General features: G+C 46.1%; 19 protein-coding genes. 17 read left to right on the forward strand and 2 right to left on the reverse strand.

Annotation, left to right across the window (positions count from 1 at the left end):
- The first annotated feature begins 1 nt into the window (after window position 1).
- The 7 genes from ACHBIE_RS01025 to ACHBIE_RS01055 all read left to right on the forward strand — a co-directional run bounded on the left by ACHBIE_RS01025 (window position 2) and on the right by ACHBIE_RS01055 (window position 6331).
- Window positions 2-970, forward strand: coding sequence for an acetylxylan esterase (locus tag ACHBIE_RS01025; protein ID WP_105123197.1), 969 nt, complete (start codon window positions 2-4; stop codon window positions 968-970).
- Window positions 971-1086: 116 nt separating this feature from the next.
- Entirely contained in the window at window positions 1087-2022 is a 936-nt protein-coding gene (locus tag ACHBIE_RS01030; RefSeq protein ID WP_394732490.1) for a manganese-dependent inorganic pyrophosphatase, read from the forward strand.
- Window positions 2023-2065: 43 nt separating this feature from the next.
- Window positions 2066-2530 (forward strand): phage tail protein, encoded by a 465-nt coding sequence (locus tag ACHBIE_RS01035; protein WP_105123199.1) that lies wholly within the window; start codon window positions 2066-2068, stop codon window positions 2528-2530.
- A gap of 151 nt (window positions 2531-2681) precedes the next feature.
- Window positions 2682-3635, forward strand: coding sequence for an ABC transporter permease (locus tag ACHBIE_RS01040; RefSeq protein WP_394732491.1), 954 nt, complete (start codon window positions 2682-2684; stop codon window positions 3633-3635).
- Entirely contained in the window at window positions 3632-4600 is a 969-nt protein-coding gene (locus ACHBIE_RS01045) for an iron chelate uptake ABC transporter family permease subunit (RefSeq protein ID WP_105160637.1), read from the forward strand. Before ACHBIE_RS01040 ends, ACHBIE_RS01045 begins: the two co-directional genes overlap by 4 nt.
- A complete protein-coding gene (locus ACHBIE_RS01050) occupies window positions 4600-5352 on the forward strand; it encodes an ABC transporter ATP-binding protein (RefSeq protein ID WP_394732542.1) in 753 nt (250 codons plus the stop codon). The genes ACHBIE_RS01045 and ACHBIE_RS01050 overlap by 1 nt, the downstream gene beginning before the upstream one ends.
- Window positions 5353-5365: 13 nt before the next feature.
- On the forward strand, window positions 5366-6331 hold the full coding sequence (locus tag ACHBIE_RS01055) for a siderophore ABC transporter substrate-binding protein (RefSeq protein WP_394732492.1): 966 nt from the start codon (window positions 5366-5368) through the stop codon (window positions 6329-6331).
- Between the two features lie 50 nt (window positions 6332-6381).
- Here the strand turns inward: ACHBIE_RS01055 and ACHBIE_RS01060 are convergent, their stop codons facing one another.
- Window positions 6382-7698: a DUF2974 domain-containing protein gene (locus ACHBIE_RS01060; RefSeq protein ID WP_394732493.1), complete on the reverse strand. Its 1317-nt coding sequence runs from the start codon at window positions 7696-7698 to the stop codon at window positions 6382-6384.
- A 98-nt stretch (window positions 7699-7796) separates the two neighbouring features.
- Here ACHBIE_RS01060 and ACHBIE_RS01065 point away from each other — a divergent pair, with 98 nt between their 5' ends.
- The 7 genes from ACHBIE_RS01065 to ACHBIE_RS01095 all read left to right on the forward strand — a co-directional run bounded on the left by ACHBIE_RS01065 (window position 7797) and on the right by ACHBIE_RS01095 (window position 13899).
- Window positions 7797-8480 (forward strand): response regulator transcription factor, encoded by a 684-nt coding sequence (locus tag ACHBIE_RS01065; protein ID WP_105123205.1) that lies wholly within the window; start codon window positions 7797-7799, stop codon window positions 8478-8480.
- Window positions 8473-9453, forward strand: coding sequence for a sensor histidine kinase (locus ACHBIE_RS01070; RefSeq protein WP_394732494.1), 981 nt, complete (start codon window positions 8473-8475; stop codon window positions 9451-9453). The genes ACHBIE_RS01065 and ACHBIE_RS01070 overlap by 8 nt, the downstream gene beginning before the upstream one ends.
- Before the next feature lie 210 nt (window positions 9454-9663).
- The gene (locus ACHBIE_RS01075; RefSeq protein ID WP_394732495.1) at window positions 9664-10422 is read left to right on the forward strand and encodes an ABC transporter ATP-binding protein; all 759 of its coding nucleotides are present in this window, start codon (window positions 9664-9666) and stop codon (window positions 10420-10422) included.
- A gap of 1 nt (window position 10423) precedes the next feature.
- Entirely contained in the window at window positions 10424-12427 is a 2004-nt protein-coding gene (locus ACHBIE_RS01080) for an ABC transporter permease (protein ID WP_394732496.1), read from the forward strand.
- 188 nt (window positions 12428-12615) lie between these two features.
- Window positions 12616-12780, forward strand: coding sequence for a hypothetical protein (locus ACHBIE_RS01085; protein ID WP_105123209.1), 165 nt, complete (start codon window positions 12616-12618; stop codon window positions 12778-12780).
- Window positions 12777-13094, forward strand: coding sequence for a PadR family transcriptional regulator (locus ACHBIE_RS01090; protein WP_105123210.1), 318 nt, complete (start codon window positions 12777-12779; stop codon window positions 13092-13094). Before ACHBIE_RS01085 ends, ACHBIE_RS01090 begins: the two co-directional genes overlap by 4 nt.
- Window position 13095: 1 nt before the next feature.
- On the forward strand, window positions 13096-13899 hold the full coding sequence (locus ACHBIE_RS01095; protein WP_105123211.1) for a hypothetical protein: 804 nt from the start codon (window positions 13096-13098) through the stop codon (window positions 13897-13899).
- Window positions 13900-14152: 253 nt separating this feature from the next.
- Here ACHBIE_RS01095 and ACHBIE_RS01100 read toward each other — a convergent pair whose 3' ends face one another.
- Entirely contained in the window at window positions 14153-14245 is a 93-nt protein-coding gene (locus tag ACHBIE_RS01100) for a type I toxin-antitoxin system Fst family toxin (protein WP_153047860.1), read from the reverse strand.
- A 253-nt stretch (window positions 14246-14498) separates the two neighbouring features.
- On the opposite strand from ACHBIE_RS01100, the gene ACHBIE_RS01105 reads away from it, so the two are divergent.
- From ACHBIE_RS01105 to ACHBIE_RS01115, 3 genes are read left to right on the forward strand one after another with little or no spacing between them, the layout of a single operon-like run.
- On the forward strand, window positions 14499-14735 hold the full coding sequence (locus ACHBIE_RS01105; RefSeq protein WP_105123212.1) for a DUF2829 domain-containing protein: 237 nt from the start codon (window positions 14499-14501) through the stop codon (window positions 14733-14735).
- On the forward strand, window positions 14728-15426 hold the full coding sequence (locus tag ACHBIE_RS01110; RefSeq protein ID WP_105123213.1) for a 3-oxoacyl-ACP reductase: 699 nt from the start codon (window positions 14728-14730) through the stop codon (window positions 15424-15426). Before ACHBIE_RS01105 ends, ACHBIE_RS01110 begins: the two co-directional genes overlap by 8 nt.
- Entirely contained in the window at window positions 15423-15704 is a 282-nt protein-coding gene (locus ACHBIE_RS01115; RefSeq protein ID WP_105123214.1) for a hypothetical protein, read from the forward strand. Before ACHBIE_RS01110 ends, ACHBIE_RS01115 begins: the two co-directional genes overlap by 4 nt.
- The last annotated feature ends 44 nt before the right edge of the window (window positions 15705-15748 follow it).

The raw sequence follows: 15748 nt of genomic DNA on the forward strand, positions 1-15748 counted from the left end.
TATGATTGATACCATGTCCCTGGAGGCTATGCGTACCTATCGTGGTCGTCATGAGCTTCCAGAAGATTTTGATAGTTTTTGGCAGCAGCAACTAGCTGCATTGCCAGAACTGCCAGATTATGATTTGCTTGAAAAGCCAGCTGGTTTGCCTGGTGTGATTTGCTATGAACTCTATTTTACAGGTACCAACGGCTCACGGGTCTTTGCCAAAACTATTTTTCCGAAAGCTGAACAGCCTGTGCCTGTTCTCTTCTATTTCCACGGTTACCAAGGCCAATCACCTGACTGGGCTGAATTGCTCAAGTTTTCGACAGCCGGCTACGGTGTTGTGGCCATGGACGTGCGTGGTCAGGCCGGTTGTTCCCAGGATTTAGGCCAATTTAAGGGCCTGACAGTCAAGGGGCAGGTCATTCGTGGCATGTTGCAGGGACCAGACCATCTTTTCTACAAGGATGTTTACCTGGATGTCTACCAGCTGATTAAGCTAGTGGCTGGCTTTGACTTTGTGGATAAGCACCAGCTGATGAGTTATGGGGCCTCCCAAGGTGGTGCCTTGGCTCTGGTAGCGGCCAGCCTCTATTCAGACCTATCAAAATGCCTGTCTATTTATCCTTTCCTATCGGACTTCAAGCGAGTCTTGGAATTGGGCAATAACAGCGAGGCCTATGATGAGCTCTTCCGTTATTTCAAATACTCGGATCCCTTCCATGAGACGGAGGAGCAGGTATTGCAGACCCTGTCCTACATTGACATTAAAAACTTGGCTCATTTGGTAAAATGCCCTGTGGCCATGGTGACTGGTCTAGAGGACGGAGTTTGTCCACCTTCGACCCAGTTTGCGGCCTATAACCGCTTGGAAGTTGAAAAAGAAATGAAAATCCTTCCAGACTATGGGCACGATGCCCTCAACGTCAAGGTTAATGACTATGCCTTTGATTACTTGGTAGGGACACGATTTTTAGGTGATTAATTTTTCGATACAATGAATGCAGAAACTAGGTCGTGAAAAGCCTGGTTTCTTTTGTTTTCAAGCGTCAGCTTTTATGGTAAAATAGAGGAGATTTTAAGATAAATGAGGTTTAAGACATGTCAAAATTTTTAGTTTTTGGTCACCAAAATCCTGACACAGATGCCATTGCATCATCATACGGCTGGGCTCACTTGGAGCGTGAAGTGTTTGGTCGTGATGCGGAAGCAGTTGCACTTGGAACGCCAAATGAAGAAACAGCCTTTGCGCTTGATTATTTTGGTGTAACAGCACCTCGCGTGGTTGAGTCTGCAAAAGCAGAAGCTGTTAGTCAAGTTATCTTGACTGATCATAATGAATTCCAACAATCAATCGCAGACATCAAGGATGTGGAAGTTGCAGCTGTTATTGACCATCACCGTGTTGCCAACTTTGAAACGGCAAATCCATTGTACATGCGTTTGGAGCCGGTTGGTTCAGCATCTTCAATCGTTTACCGTGCCTTCAAAGAAAATGGTGTGACGCCTCCAAAAGAAGTAGCTGGACTTCTTCTATCAGGTTTGATTTCAGATACCCTCTTGCTCAAATCTCCAACTACTCACGCAACAGATCCACAAGTAGCAGCTGAATTGGCGGAAATTGCTGGTGTAAACTTGGAAGAATACGGCTTGGCACTCTTGAAAGCAGGTACCAATCTTGCTAGCAAGTCAGCAGAAGAATTGATTGACATCGATGCAAAAACATTTGGCTTGAATGGCAATGACGTGCGTGTAGCCCAAGTCAACACAGTGGACATTGCGGAAGTCTTGGAACGTCAAGCAGAAATTGAAGCAGCTATGACAGCAGCAGCAGCAGCAAATGGCTACTCTGACTTTGTTTTGATGATTACAGACATTGTGAACTCAAACTCCGAAATCCTTGCCCTCGGTAGCAACATGGACAAGGTGGAAGCAGCCTTCAACTTCAAGTTGGAAAACAACCATGCCTTCCTTGCTGGTGCCGTTTCCCGTAAGAAACAAGTGGTGCCACAATTGACAGAAGCGTTTAACGCATAAATACCTAGCACCTTCGGGTGCTTTCTTTATTGAAAGGAAAATCATGGCTTACACAGTAAATTTTAAAGAAGTCGAAACGACAGGCTTGGAAACTAGTCCAGTCGCAGAAGTCTTGGCCGGTCTGCGTGCCAACGAAGCCCGCTATTTCTGGAACAAATACAAGCAGGAGTTCGTGGTCTATAGCCCAGAGGAGAAGCTTGAAATCCTGCCCTTCATCGAGAAAGTGCTGGCAGAGCGGGACATGGTCTTCCCCTACAAGGTCCTCAACGTCACCCAATTTGAGGTGGACGGCATTCTCTGGTCATTTGTCTTTTATGACAATGGCCTGGCTGTCAATGTCCTCTATACGCTAGAAGAAGGAGGCAAACGAGCTGTCGGATTCAAATTGTCAGACGGGATTGACATTCCCAAAGAATTTGAAGGCAAATTCAAGTTTGCCCGCCAACGCTCCAAACTAGCTGGGGAAATCCGTGGGACTTATTTTAATGTTAAGGGTGAATATTTATAAGTTAGAATCTCAAGCAGTTGATTTTGCTTGGGATTTTTTTATGCTGTTGAGACTGATTCTGTTTTAAATTAGAATTATCTGACAATTATAATCAAAGATTGACATTTACCTGCTTTTCTGTTAAGCTTGTACTATTGAAAAATGAGGTATCATGAAAAATAAAATTCTCCTAGCTGGTCTGACGGCTAGTTTAATCATTCTTTCTTTATCCATTGGCAGTCATGCCGGCTTTTCCTGGCTTGGGCTTTTTCAGGGACAGAATACGTCTAGGATCCTCTTTTGGGAATCGCGACTTCCCAGAACTCTTGCCATTATCTTAGCCAGTGGGGCCATTTCCTTGTCGGGCTTGCTCATGCAAACCGTGTCACAAAATCCCTACGCAGCCCCCTCGACAACAGGGACGACAGAGGCAGCCCAGCTGGGCATTCTCTTGTCTTTATTTGCCTTTCCCAAGGCCACTCTCTTTCAAAAAATGAGTTTTGCCTTTCTTACTGCCCTGCTCTTTACAACGGTTTTCATCCAAGTTATCCGGCGCTTGCAGTTCAAGGAAAAGTGGGTTCTGCCCCTGGTAGGGCTGATTTACAGTGGTATTATCGGTTCTTTTGCCCAGATGATTGCCTTTCGGTTTAACCTCATTCAGTCCATGACCGCATGGAGTCAGGGTTCTTTTTCCATGATTCAGCGCAATCAGTACGAATGGCTCTTCTTGTTGGTTTTCGTCTTGATTGCCATTTGGTACTATTCGGATGCCTTTTCGGTCATGGCTCTGGGTGAGGATGCCAGTCGGAATTTGGGTTTGCCTTACCAAGCCTATGAGACCTTGGATCTAGCTTTGGTGTCTCTGACCTCGGCTGTGACCATGATTACGGTCGGCGCTCTGCCATTTCTGGGGGTTATCATTCCCAATCTGGTTCGGCAGTACGCAGGCGATTATTTCAAGAAAGTCAAAGGCTTGGTGGTCATCTGGGGCATCCTCTTGGTCTTGGTCTGTGACATCTTGGCACGTTTGGTCATCTGGCCTTACGAGGTCTCAGTTTCTTTGATTTTGGGAGTGGTCGGCACCCTAGCCTTTCTCCTCATTATCTGGCAAGGAGCGCGTGCATGAACCGTATCAAACGCTCAACCTTGCTTCTGATTGGCATTTTGTCGGCCATCGCTGTTTTGGGGACGCTATTTTATCTCCTGCCAGATGGTAGCCTGCCCAATTCTTACATCCTGAACCTACGCTTGAAAAAATTGCTGGTCTATCTGGTGGTGGCTGTCATTGCTAGTTTTTCCACCTTCAGCTTTCAGGCGGTGACGGGCAATCGATTCCTGACCCCGTCTGTGCTGGGACTGGAAAGTTTCTACGTCCTTATGCAGTCTCTTTTCCTATTTTTCTTTTGGAAATGGTCGCAGGGATTGGCACCCAATTCCCTGACCGAATTTTTCATGGTGCTGGGCTTGCAGGCTGGATTTTTCTTGCTCTTGCAACCAGCTATCAAGGCACTTTTGAATAAGGGAATTGGTCTTATTCTTCTCATTTGCATGACCTTGGGAACCTTTTTCCGTAGTACATCCACCTTTCTACAAGTCTTGATGGAGCCCAATGAATATGACAAACTGCAGTCCAAACTCTTTGCCTCCTTGCAGAATGTCAATGAGGGCGTCCTACTTGTGGTGGTGGGATTGGCCATTCTGATTTGTGGTTTGCTCTACCGCAAGGGCAAGGTACTGGATACCTTTTATCTGGGAAAAGACAATGCTCGGCTCTTGGGCGTGGACGTGGAAAAGGAGCAGCAACAGCTTCTCTGGTTAGTTGCTCTGTTAGTTTCAGCCTCCACAGCCTTGGTCGGTCCCTTGTCTTTCTTGGGCTTCATTCTGGCCAATCTCACCTATCAGCTGGTCAATGATTTTCGTCATCGAACTCTCTTTTTAGTTGGCTCTCTGCTCGGCTTTGTTAGCCTTTTACTGGCTCAAACCTTGGTCGAAAGAGTCTTTAACTTCAATATCAGCATTCGGACGGTCATTGAATTGATCGGTGGCATTTTCTTCTTTTATCTCTTGTACAAGGAGCGTAATAAGCTATGATTAAAATGGAAAATATTTCCAAGAAATATGGGACCAATCCAATCTTAGACGAAATTGGTCTTAACATCGAAAAAGCTAAGTTTACCGCCTTTATCGGACCAAATGGCGCAGGCAAATCAACGCTTTTATCGCTGATTAGCCGACTTTTGCCCAAGGAGCAGGGGCTGCTCTATATCAAGGGGCAGGAAATCGAAAGTTGGGACTCGGTTGAATTAGCCAAGGAATTATCCATGCTCAAGCAAAAGGTAGATTATCAAGTCAAATTAACGGTCGAGGAGCTAATTTCCTTCGGTCGCTATCCCTACAGCAAGGGACGCTTGACAGCTGTCGACTATGAGCATATCAATCAGGCTATTTCCTATATGGAATTGGATAATTTCCGCGATCGTCCTATTGACCAGTTATCGGGGGGGCAGTTGCAGCGGGTCAACATTGCCATGATTTTGGCTCAGGATACGGAGATTATCCTCTTGGACGAGCCGCTCAATAATCTGGACATCAAGCAAGGGATTTTGATGATGAAAACCCTCCGTCGTCTGGTGGATGACCTGCACAAGACGGTGGTGGTTGTCATTCACGACATCAATGTAGCTAGCCAATTTGTCGACCAGATGGTCGCTTTTAAAGACGGCAAGGTCTATGCCCAGGGGCAACCCCATGAGGTCATGACGGAGCCTATCCTCAGCTCCCTTTATGATATGGAGCTGACCATCGCCGATATTGACGGCAAGAAAATTTGTCTCTATAAATAGAAAGGAAAAAATTATGAAACGCATCACACTCGCATTTTTAGCACTCTTTAGCATCATTGCCCTAGCTGCTTGTTCGTCAGCGGAGCAGGTCAGCACCTCTCAGGACATTACTATTCAAACCTCGACGGGTGAGACAACCGTTCCAAGTAATCCCCAAAAGATTGTGGTTTTGGACTACGGTGTGGCTGACAGCCTGCGTGCCCTTGGCAAGGAAGACACTATCGTCGGGATGCCAAAAGACAGCCTGCCAACCTATTTGAAGGACTTGAAGGATAAAAAAGAGATTACAAACGTTGGTAATCTGCGCGAAGTCAACCTTGAAACGGTTGCGGAGTTGGAACCGGATTTGATTATCCTGTCCAGTCGTACGCAGGACCAGCAGGCAGAGTTTGAGAAAATTGCGCCAGCTATATACTTTGAGAACTCTACTTCTGATTATTTGAACTCTGTCAAGACCAATGCTACTGAATTGGCAAAACTCTTCGGAGACGAGGCAGTCAAAGAAGCTGAAAGCAAGCTGGCTGATATCGACACACTTGTTCAAACGGCTCAAGACAAAAACAAAGACACCCAATTGACCACTCTAACTGTCCTGCTCAATGAAGGCAGTATGGCAGGCATTGCTCCAGACGGCCGTTATTCCTTTATTTATAAGACATTGGGCTTTCAACCAACTGACCTCAAGCTGAAAGAAAACACCCAAGGAAATCAAGGCAGAAGTCACGGTTCCAGCCTGAGCTTAGAGAGTGTCAGCCAGATCAACCCAGACATCATCTTTGTTGTTGACCGCACCCTGGCCATCGGTGGCGACGATACGCAAAATTCGGACATTCTCAACAACGCCCTCATCCAGGAAACCAATGCTGGTAAGAACAAGAAAATCATCACGCTGACACCAGACCTCTGGTACCTGTCAGGTGGTGGTCTTGAGTCAACCAAGCTTATGTTTGAAGAAGTAGTTGCTCATCTTGAAAAATAAAATGCTCGACTAGAACATCAAATATAATAGAAAAAACTAGCTTTTCCAGGCTAGTTTTCTTTGTCTTTCTTATCGCTTGGTCCTCTCAACCAGTCGTTCCAATCCGGGAATTTGAAGTTAGGTACTCTGAGAAAATCGTCCGGCTGGACCTTCCTTCTATAATTTACATAGTTTTCTGTGTTTTGTTTAAAACCAGGAACCTTCAATTCAGGACTGGGAAAATGGAGGGAGAACTGAGGCAATTTGAAATGGGTATGAGGCAGGTTTTGGTAGATGCCTTCCAGCCAGATTTTATAGCGGGTGTCAATTAGTAAGCGGCTCAATTTGTCCAACATCTGGGCCTTTTCATCTGGCAATTCCTTGCGCAGTCGGTCGATTTCCTGCAATTTTTGGAGGGGGTTGACGGTCAAGTCCGCTAGTTTTTCAATACCAGCCTCCATGATGAGCCCGAAGAAGAGGTCGAAAAATTCCTGTAATTCCTCCTCTGTCAGGCTGGCTGTCCAGGTTTTGAGGGTTTGGTCTACCTGCAAGCTATCCTCTGTTAGGGCTGGAGCAGGCTTGAAGTCGTTGCCGTTAATTTCCCAGGAAAAGCTAATATGCTGGAGGAGTCCAATGGTATTGCTCTGGACGATTTGAACATGGTCAGGAGTTTCCAGCATCATACCGACCACAGAATTTTGCGGGATAATGGGGTGGACCCTATCAGCAAGCATCAGGTAGCTCGGACTTTCCAGGTGTTTCTTATGGAGTCCAGGAGCATCGTAGGGATAGACCTGCAAAATCCGTTCCTGCAAGTCAGCCGCAAGCTTGCTGCTGGCATAGAGTGCCAGGTTGCCCCCCTTGGAGTGACCAGAGATATAAAACAGTCCTGGCTGGCTCCCTATCAGCCCTTCCAAGTATTCCTTGGCGGACTTTTGGGCAGGAATCTCCTCCATGTAGGTCATGTGGAAATCTTCCTTCCAGCCGATAATGGTATCATCTGTCCCCCGGAAGCAGGTGACAATGGTCTGCCGGTCTAGGCGGTAGCTGATGACCGCAAACTGTTTCTGCAGGTCCAGTTCATATTGGTCGACATAGGCAAAGGCCCGTAGATGCTTGAAGCGCTTGGCCTGGGCTAGCAACTGAAACATGGCTAGTCGGCTCTTTGTCACCATAGAAAAAGGTGGGAACTCATCCTGGTATTTAGCTGCGAAATCTTCTGCTAATTGGTCGATTCGGACGCCTTTTTCAGTAAAGTCAGCTGGGACTAGACTATCGAAGGGCAGATAGGCTAGCTCGGTCAGGGCCAAAATATCTAGCTTGTTGAGCGGCCGATCATAAAAACTATCGAATTGACTTTCTTTTAGGTAATCAAGTAGGTTTGCCATAGTAGTCTTAGTATAGCGGATATTGTGGAAAATGACAAATTTGAAAGGTTTCTGGAGCGATTTTACGATATAATAATAGTATAGCCAAGGAGGTCCCTATGCAAAAGATTCTATTGATAGAAGACGATAAGGTCATCAGCCAGCTGGTGGCCAAGAATTTACGAAATTGGAGCTATGAGGTGGAGGAAGTGGCTGACTTTCAGGATATTCTCAGCCAGATTGACCGCTTTCAGCCACACTTGATTCTCCTGGATATCGGTTTGCCCTTTTTCAACGGTTACTATTGGTGCCAGGAAATTCGCAAGACCTCCCGCATTCCGATTATGTTTTTGTCCTCTCATGACCAGCCCATGGACATTGTCATGGCCATTAACATGGGGGCTGATGATTATGTGACCAAGCCCTTTGAGATGACGGTCCTCTTGGCCAAGATACAAGGCCTGCTCCGTCGGACCTATGATTTTGTTGGTGAACAGAGCCTGCTCTGGTTTGGAGAGATTTCCCTTGACCTCAAGACCATGCAGGTTCAGTACGACCAGAAGGTGGAGGAGTTGACCAAGAACGAATTTCAGATTTTGCGGGTTCTTTTCGAGCATGGCCAGGAAGTGGTCAGCCGGGAGGAACTCATGCGCCAGCTCTGGAATAGCGATATTTTCGTAGATGACAATACCCTGTCTGTCAACATGGCCCGCCTTCGGAAGAAGTTGGATGAACTGGGGCTACCGGGCTTGATTGCTACCAAGAAAGGGGTCGGCTACGGCCTGGTGAAAGCTCATGACTAGAGAAGATTATCGGCTCTTTCTGACCAGCTGGATCCGCCACCGCCTGCCCTATCTCCTGGCCTACCCGGCCCTGGCCCTCTTCATCTACGGTCTCAGTTACCTCTTTGAGGTGGACCGCCCCCTCATCTCCTATGGTCTCTTGCTCCTGAGCCTGGTCTGGCTCTTGGCATTAGGCTGGGACTTGTTGGCGGATGTTTCTCGCTTTGGTAAATACTGGCGTGGCCAGCAGGCGGCATCAGGCAGCCCAGCAGAGCGGTATTTGCAGGAAAAGGTCCAGCAGCTAGAAGCCCAAAACAAGCTCTTGCAGGAGCAGCAACTTCAAGCCAAGACCGAATTGGACGACTACTATACCCTCTGGGCCCACCAGATGAAGATCCCGATCGCTGCCAGTCAGCTCCTGGCCAAGGAAATCGACCAGCCAGACATCCGTTACCAGCTGGAAAATCAACTTTTCAAAATCGAGCAATACACAGGTCTGGTCCTCAATTATCTCCGCCTGCAATCCTTTCATGACGACCTGGTTATTGAGCGGGTGGACCTGGAAGAACTGGTCAAGAACCTGGTCAAAAAATATTCCCTCTTTTTTATCCAGGCCAGAACCAAGCTGGATTTGGGAGACCTATCGCGAGTCCTAAAAACAGACAAACGCTGGCTGGGTCTCTTGATTGAACAAGTCCTCTCCAATGCCCTCAAATATTGTGAGAATGGGACCATTTCCATTTTCCTAGACGGTCATGACCTGGTCATTCGAGACACGGGTCTGGGGATTGCGGAGAGTGACCTGCAGCGGATATTTGAGCGTGGTTTTTCAGGTTTCAACGGTCGTAGAACCCAACAGTCTTCGGGCCTTGGGCTTTATCTCTCCAAGAAAATCGCTGCGGAGCTGGGTTATTCCCTCACCCTCAAATCCAAGCTAGGCCAAGGCACTGAAGTCCGGATTGGGATAAAAGAGACAGAACTGGCCTTGGATTAAGTGACAATTTTGTAAGGTAAATGAAAGTTTGGGCTATGGCAGGCCTTGGGTTGAAACTGTAAAATGGGATTATAAAAATAAGAACTTGTATTCACAGTTCGGTAACTGATTTAAGGCTAGTTTGCTACCCCTCATAGCCCTTGATTAGCAAAAACTATCTCTTATCTCAGTGACCGCACTTGTGGATACAGTTTCCAAAGGAGAAGTATCATGGTTCTACTAGACGTGCAACACGTACAAAAGATTTATAGTTCTCGGTTTAAGGCGGGGCAGGTCGAGGCTCTCAAGGATATCCATTTTACGGTGGAGGAGGGCGAATACCTGGCCATCATGGGTGAGTCAGGTTCTGGAAAATCCACCTTGCTCAATATATTGGCAACCCTTGATAAGCCAACGCAGGGTCAGGTCTTGCTCAATGGTGTCAATACAGAAACGATTAAGAGCAGGGAAGCAGCAGCCTTTCGTCGGGAGAAATTGGGCTTTGTCTTCCAAGATTTCAATCTCTTGGACACTCTCTCTGTCAAGGACAATGTGCTCTTGCCTCTAGTTCTATCCCGCTATCCAATTGATGAGATGAACAAGCGACTCATTCATACGCTTAATAGCCTAGGAATTGCGACCTTGCAAGACAAGATGCCCTACGAGATTTCGGGTGGTCAGCAGCAACGGGTTGCGGTGGCGCGTGCCATCATCAGCCAGCCAGAGATCCTCTTAGCGGATGAACCGACTGGAGCCCTCGACTCCAAATCAACGGCAACCCTACTCGATATTTTTGAAAAAATCAACCAAGAGGGGCAAACCATCTTGATGGTGACCCACTCGACTGCGGCAGCCAGTCGCGCCAAACGGGTGCTCTTCATCAAGGATGGTATCCTCTACAATCAAATCTACCGAGGTGAAAGAAACAATCAGGAGATGTACCAACTGATTTCAGATACATTGACTGTTATGGCGAATCGAGGTGAGTAGTATGTTTGGACTAACCTTTCGATTGGGATTAACCAATCTCAAAAAGAACCGCAGGATCTATTTTCCCTATGCCTTGATGACCATCTTGTCCACAGCCATTGCCTATATTTTTACCTCGCTTGCCTTTCATCCTGATTTAGGTCAGGTCAAGGGAGCCGATGGGGTAACCATGGTATTGGGCTTTGGTATGATTGTGGTCATGTTGGCGGTTGCCATCATGGTCTTCTATGCCAATAATTTTGTCATGAAGCAACGGTCAAAAGAGTTTGGTGTCTTTAGTATCCTAGGCTTGGAGAAAAAACACCTCCTCTTGATGACGTTTCTGGAAAATCTGGTCTTTTCAGCTAGCACTATTCTTTTAGGCTTACTCTTGGGCTTCGCTCTGGATAAACTCTTCTATGCCCTCTTGCTGAAGGCTATGCAGATGCCTGTGGTCCTAGCTTCAACCTTCCAGTTGACAAGTCTGGTCACTGTAGTCATTTTTCTCTTTGGGATTTTTGCCTTGGTCAGCCTCTTTAATATTGGAAAATTGGGCTTGACCGACTCACTCAAACTAGTTCAGGGCAAGAAGCGTGGGGATAAGAAATCGGGCTTCCTCTGGCTACAATCCCTCTTAGCCCTTATCCTATTGGGGGCAGGCTACGCCATTGCCCAGCTAGTGACCGATCCCTATCAGGCGATTCCGAGTTTCTTTGGTGCAACCTTACTAGTTATCTTTGGGACTTATTTGCTTTTCCAAGCAGGTGTTATCAGTCTGTTAAACTGGCTAAAACAGCGTCAGACCTATTATTATATGCCAGATAATTTCATTTCTGTATCCAACTTGATTTTCCGTATGCGGAAAAATGCTCTAGGGCTTGCGACCATTACCATCCTCTCAAGTATGTTCTTGGTGACTATGGTTGGAGGGCTTAATATTTACATCGGTGGCAAAGATTATATCGCCAATCAAAATCCAAATGATTATTCTATTGATGTTGGTATGCAGCCAAACACTTCAAAATATCAAACGGAGGAGTGGGCGGATGCTATCTTGGAAAAGGCAAAAATTCCTGTTGAAAGTAAGGTAGTCTATCCCTATCAGCAAGCCTATTTTTCTGAGGTGACAAACCAGCAAGTAAGTTTTATGACGGATGAAGAAACTTCTAGCATCCCTTTCTCTGACCGCATCGGTATCGGTTTTATCATTGATCAAGGCAGCTATGAAAAGATGACTGGAGAAAAACTTCAGTTGGCATCTGACCAAGTGGCCATTTATAGTAAGGGAGTCCAGTATAAAACTGGTCAAACCCTCACCTTTGATGAAAAGGAGATGGAAGTTGCCCAAGTCTTGTCCAAGAATGTGACTTTAGGACATCTACCAGACCATGGGTCCTTCCTTCTAAGTCAGTACTTGGTCATTGTGGTGCAGGACTTGACTGTTTTTGAAATGCAAACTAGGAGTCGCTATTATATGGGATTTGAAAGCAGTCTGTCGGAAGAAGAGCAGGTTGATCGCTATGAGGTATTCTTATCGAATAGTTTTGAAAGCGAACTATGGAGTTCAAGTATGTTGCCAGACGGGGCTAATACGATTGGTCTCTCCTACCGTGCCTATGCGATGCGTAAATTCTTCAGTTTTGCAGGTTCACTTTTCTTCATTGGCCTCTTGCTATCACTCATCTTTTTGATGGCAGTGGTGCTGGTAATTTACTTCAAACAGATTTCAGAAGGGTTTGAAGACCGTAGTCGCTTTGTCATCATGACCAAGGTTGGTTTGGATGAGGACCAGACCAGACAGTCCATTCGCAAGCAGTTGCTGACAGTGTTCTTCTTGCCAGTCTTGCTGGCTATTGTCCACCTCAGCTTTGCCTACAAGATGCTCTCGTCTATCTTGTTGTCTATCGGTGTGGTCAATGCAGAGCTGATGTTGCAGGTGACAGTGGCTATCTGTGGCGGTTATTTTTTAATTTACTTGATGGTTTATGCGATCACAACCCGATCTTATAAACAGATTATTTCCTAAAACTTGGGGCAACCCAAGTTTTTTATTTTTTGAATAGTTTTCGCTATTTTGCTTTACATACTAGCTACCTTGTGTTAGACTATAGATACAAAGTTAATAGGTAAAACAAACTAGTGATAGAAGATAAAGAAAATCGCTTTTATTTTTATCAGACTAGTATGTATTACAAACTAGATTGGAGATGAAAGATGAAATTAGACAAGATGAGACGAGAAGATTGGGAAGTGGCAGGCATCACGCTTGTGACGGCTATTATACCTGGCTGGACTTTGGATTCTATTTTGATCTTAGGCATCCTGTTAGTATCAGGCTTACTGTTTGGTTTTTTTACAGATGAAGAGGTGGGCTTATGAAAGAAACCCAGATGCTCAAGGGGGTCCTGGATGGCTGTGTCTTACAAATTATCAGTCAGAAGGAGATTTATGGTTATGAGTTGGTCCAGGAGTTGAGAAAGCAGGGCTTTGAAAACATGGTCGGAGGAACAGTCTATCCCCTCCTTCAGAAGTTAGAGAAAAATAGTCTGATTTTTAGTCAGAACAAGCCCTCGCCAGAAGGACCTGACAGGAAGTATTTTTATTTGACGGACCAAGGGCAGAGCTACTTAAACGATTTTTGGGTCCAGTGGGGAGAACTCGTCGAAAAAGTGGAGAAAGTGAAGGGAGAGTAAGATGAGCAAACAAATGGAATACCGCAAGCAGATTGAAGTGATTGAAAGCCAGCTGACCAAGGAAAACAAGGAATACATGGGCCGTATCAATGGCTACATGATGATTGCATCTGTTTTTCACAGGCAGGAAGAAGCAGTGACTGCCCAGCTTTTATCTATTTACCAAGATGTCCTTGAAGCTCAAGAAGCCGGGCTTTCGGCGGAGGATTTTCTGGGCAAAGACAGCAAGCAGATGGCTGATGATTTGTTGAACTATTTGCCTCCGATTGGAGTCAAGGAAGTTGGACGCCTGGCAGGGCTTGTCTGGCTGGTCTATGTCGGCAGTCGATTTCTCATGGAATTTGCAGGATCAGGCACAGTCCAATTTAATTGGTTAGCACTGGTGTGTGATAGTTTGCTGGCCTTTCTACTGCCGGCTGGCATCATGCTCTTGTTACGGAATTTGATTTACCAAACTTCTAAACTGAAAATTTGGGCGACCTATATTGGTTTTCCACTGGTCTATGTAGCAATTTTGGCCGGTCGTTTCATCCTATTGCCGGATGGTACAGACATCTCTTTGACTGGTTGGACAAGCCTGATTCCAGTCATCCTCATCGGTCTCGCTCTGCTATGTTACCGTAAGGAAAAGCTGGTCAGCCATGTCTTTCTGCCTAGTTATCTGTTTATGATGGTTGGCGGTGTGGTGAATATGTTCATGACCGTCCCAGTTTGGCTCAATCTGGTTTTGGTTATTCTGCCAGCGGTGGTTTTCTGGATTGGTTCTATGGTCTTGCTGGTGAGAAAACCGAAAGTGGTCAAGTAATTTTTTGGTATAATGAGATGAACTATGAAATAATTAACTAAGATGTTCGGAGGATGAGGTGATATATTCCAGAGGAGAAAGACTAGAAGTCAAACGACATGTTGGTTAAAAACATTTGACAATTGAATGAGGGGATGCTATGCTTTAGCTAATGATAAGTAAGTTCCATTGGAACACAAAAAGCCCCTGACAGATTCCACAATGTCAGGGGTTTTCTTTTGGCTCTTAGCTAGTTCTAGCTAGCGCCCTAGGGTTATTTGTTGCGTGAGTTGAGCCAATACTCAAACAATGCTGTTAGGATAGATACCAGCAAAGGTGCAACAAACACGATGATAAATAAGTCCATTAGACCACTTCACCCCCTCTCTATCCCAAAGGGGCAAGGAAAGATACCAGAAATCTGTCCAGCCTATCAAAGGCTCAAAAAGTCTTTGGATACATTCTATTTTCCTGATAAACCAACAAGATTGTATTTTCAACGGTCGGATAGATACAAATCACTGTAACTTCACATAAAGGTGAACAAATTACAAAATTAACTCAATACAAGGTGCTAGAAACCTTATTAAATCAACGTTTAGACAACAAAGGAGAAAACCATGACATTTGAAGAAATTATACCAGGCTTGAAGGCCAAGAAAAAGTACGTCCGCACAGGTTGGGGTGGGGCGGAGAACTACGTCCAGCTCTTTGACACCATCGAGGTCAACGGCCAAAAGCTAGAAGCGACGCCCTATTTCCTCATCAACGTGACTGGCGAGGGCGAAGGCTACTCCATGTGGAGCCCGACCCCTTGCGATGTACTGGCGACCGACTGGGTGGAAGTCCATGACTAAGACGGCCCTCATCACCGGCGTTTCCAGCGGCATTGGTCTAGCACAGGCAAAGATTTTTTTGGAAAATGGCTGGCGTATCTTCGGGATTGACCAGGCCAGCAAGCCTGATTTGGCAGGCGATTTCCACTTTCTACAGTTAGACCTGACAGGCGATTTATCGCCTGTATTTGACTGGTGTCAGGAAGTTGACTTGCTCCTTCACACAGCTGGCGCTTTGGACGATTACAAGCCACACTTGCAAGTCACCGATGAAGCATTAGAGCAACTCTTCGCCGTCAACTTTTTCTCGGTGACCAGACTAACTCGTCCCTATCTGCAACAAATGGTGGCTAGAAAATCGGGGACAATCATTACCATGTGTTCCATTGCTTCTAGTCTGGCTGGCGGCGGAGGTTCTGCCTATACAGCCTCCAAGCACGCTCTAGCAGGCTTCACCAAGCAATTAGCCTTGGATTACGCCAAGGACCATATCCAAGTGTTTGGCATTGCACCGGGCGCGGTTCAGACAGGTATGACGGCTGCCGATTTTGAGCCGGGAGGACTAGCGGAATGGGTAGCAGACCAGACTCCGATTGGACGCTGGACCCAGCCTGAGGAAATCGCAGAGCTGACATTTATGCTGGCTTCTGGCAAACTAGCATCCATGCAGGGACAGATTATCACCATTGACGGTGGTTGGAGTTTGAAATGATGAAAAATGTTTTACTAGGCTTGGTCAAGACCATGCTTGTTCCCATAGTCTTGTTGCTAATTACAAAATTTTGGTGGGGCTGGCCCGGTGCCTTGGTTTATTCGCTCATTTTGAATGCCTATCTGATGTCATTTTATCTGTTTGAAGTGCCAAAGCAGCATTTGAAAAAAAGGTTGGCATTTATCCGATCGGCGCTCTGGTGTCAGTTGATTTTCTTGGCTTTCTTCCTCACCATTGGTCTGCCCAATCGACATGGTCAGACCAGTGAGAGTTTTTAGCAAATGACCCATCCTGTCAAATTTCTAATCGTCGGCTTGGCAGT

The organism is Streptococcus sp. A23, from assembly GCF_043674155.1.
Classification (GTDB): Bacteria; Bacillota; Bacilli; order Lactobacillales; family Streptococcaceae; genus Streptococcus; species Streptococcus suis_V.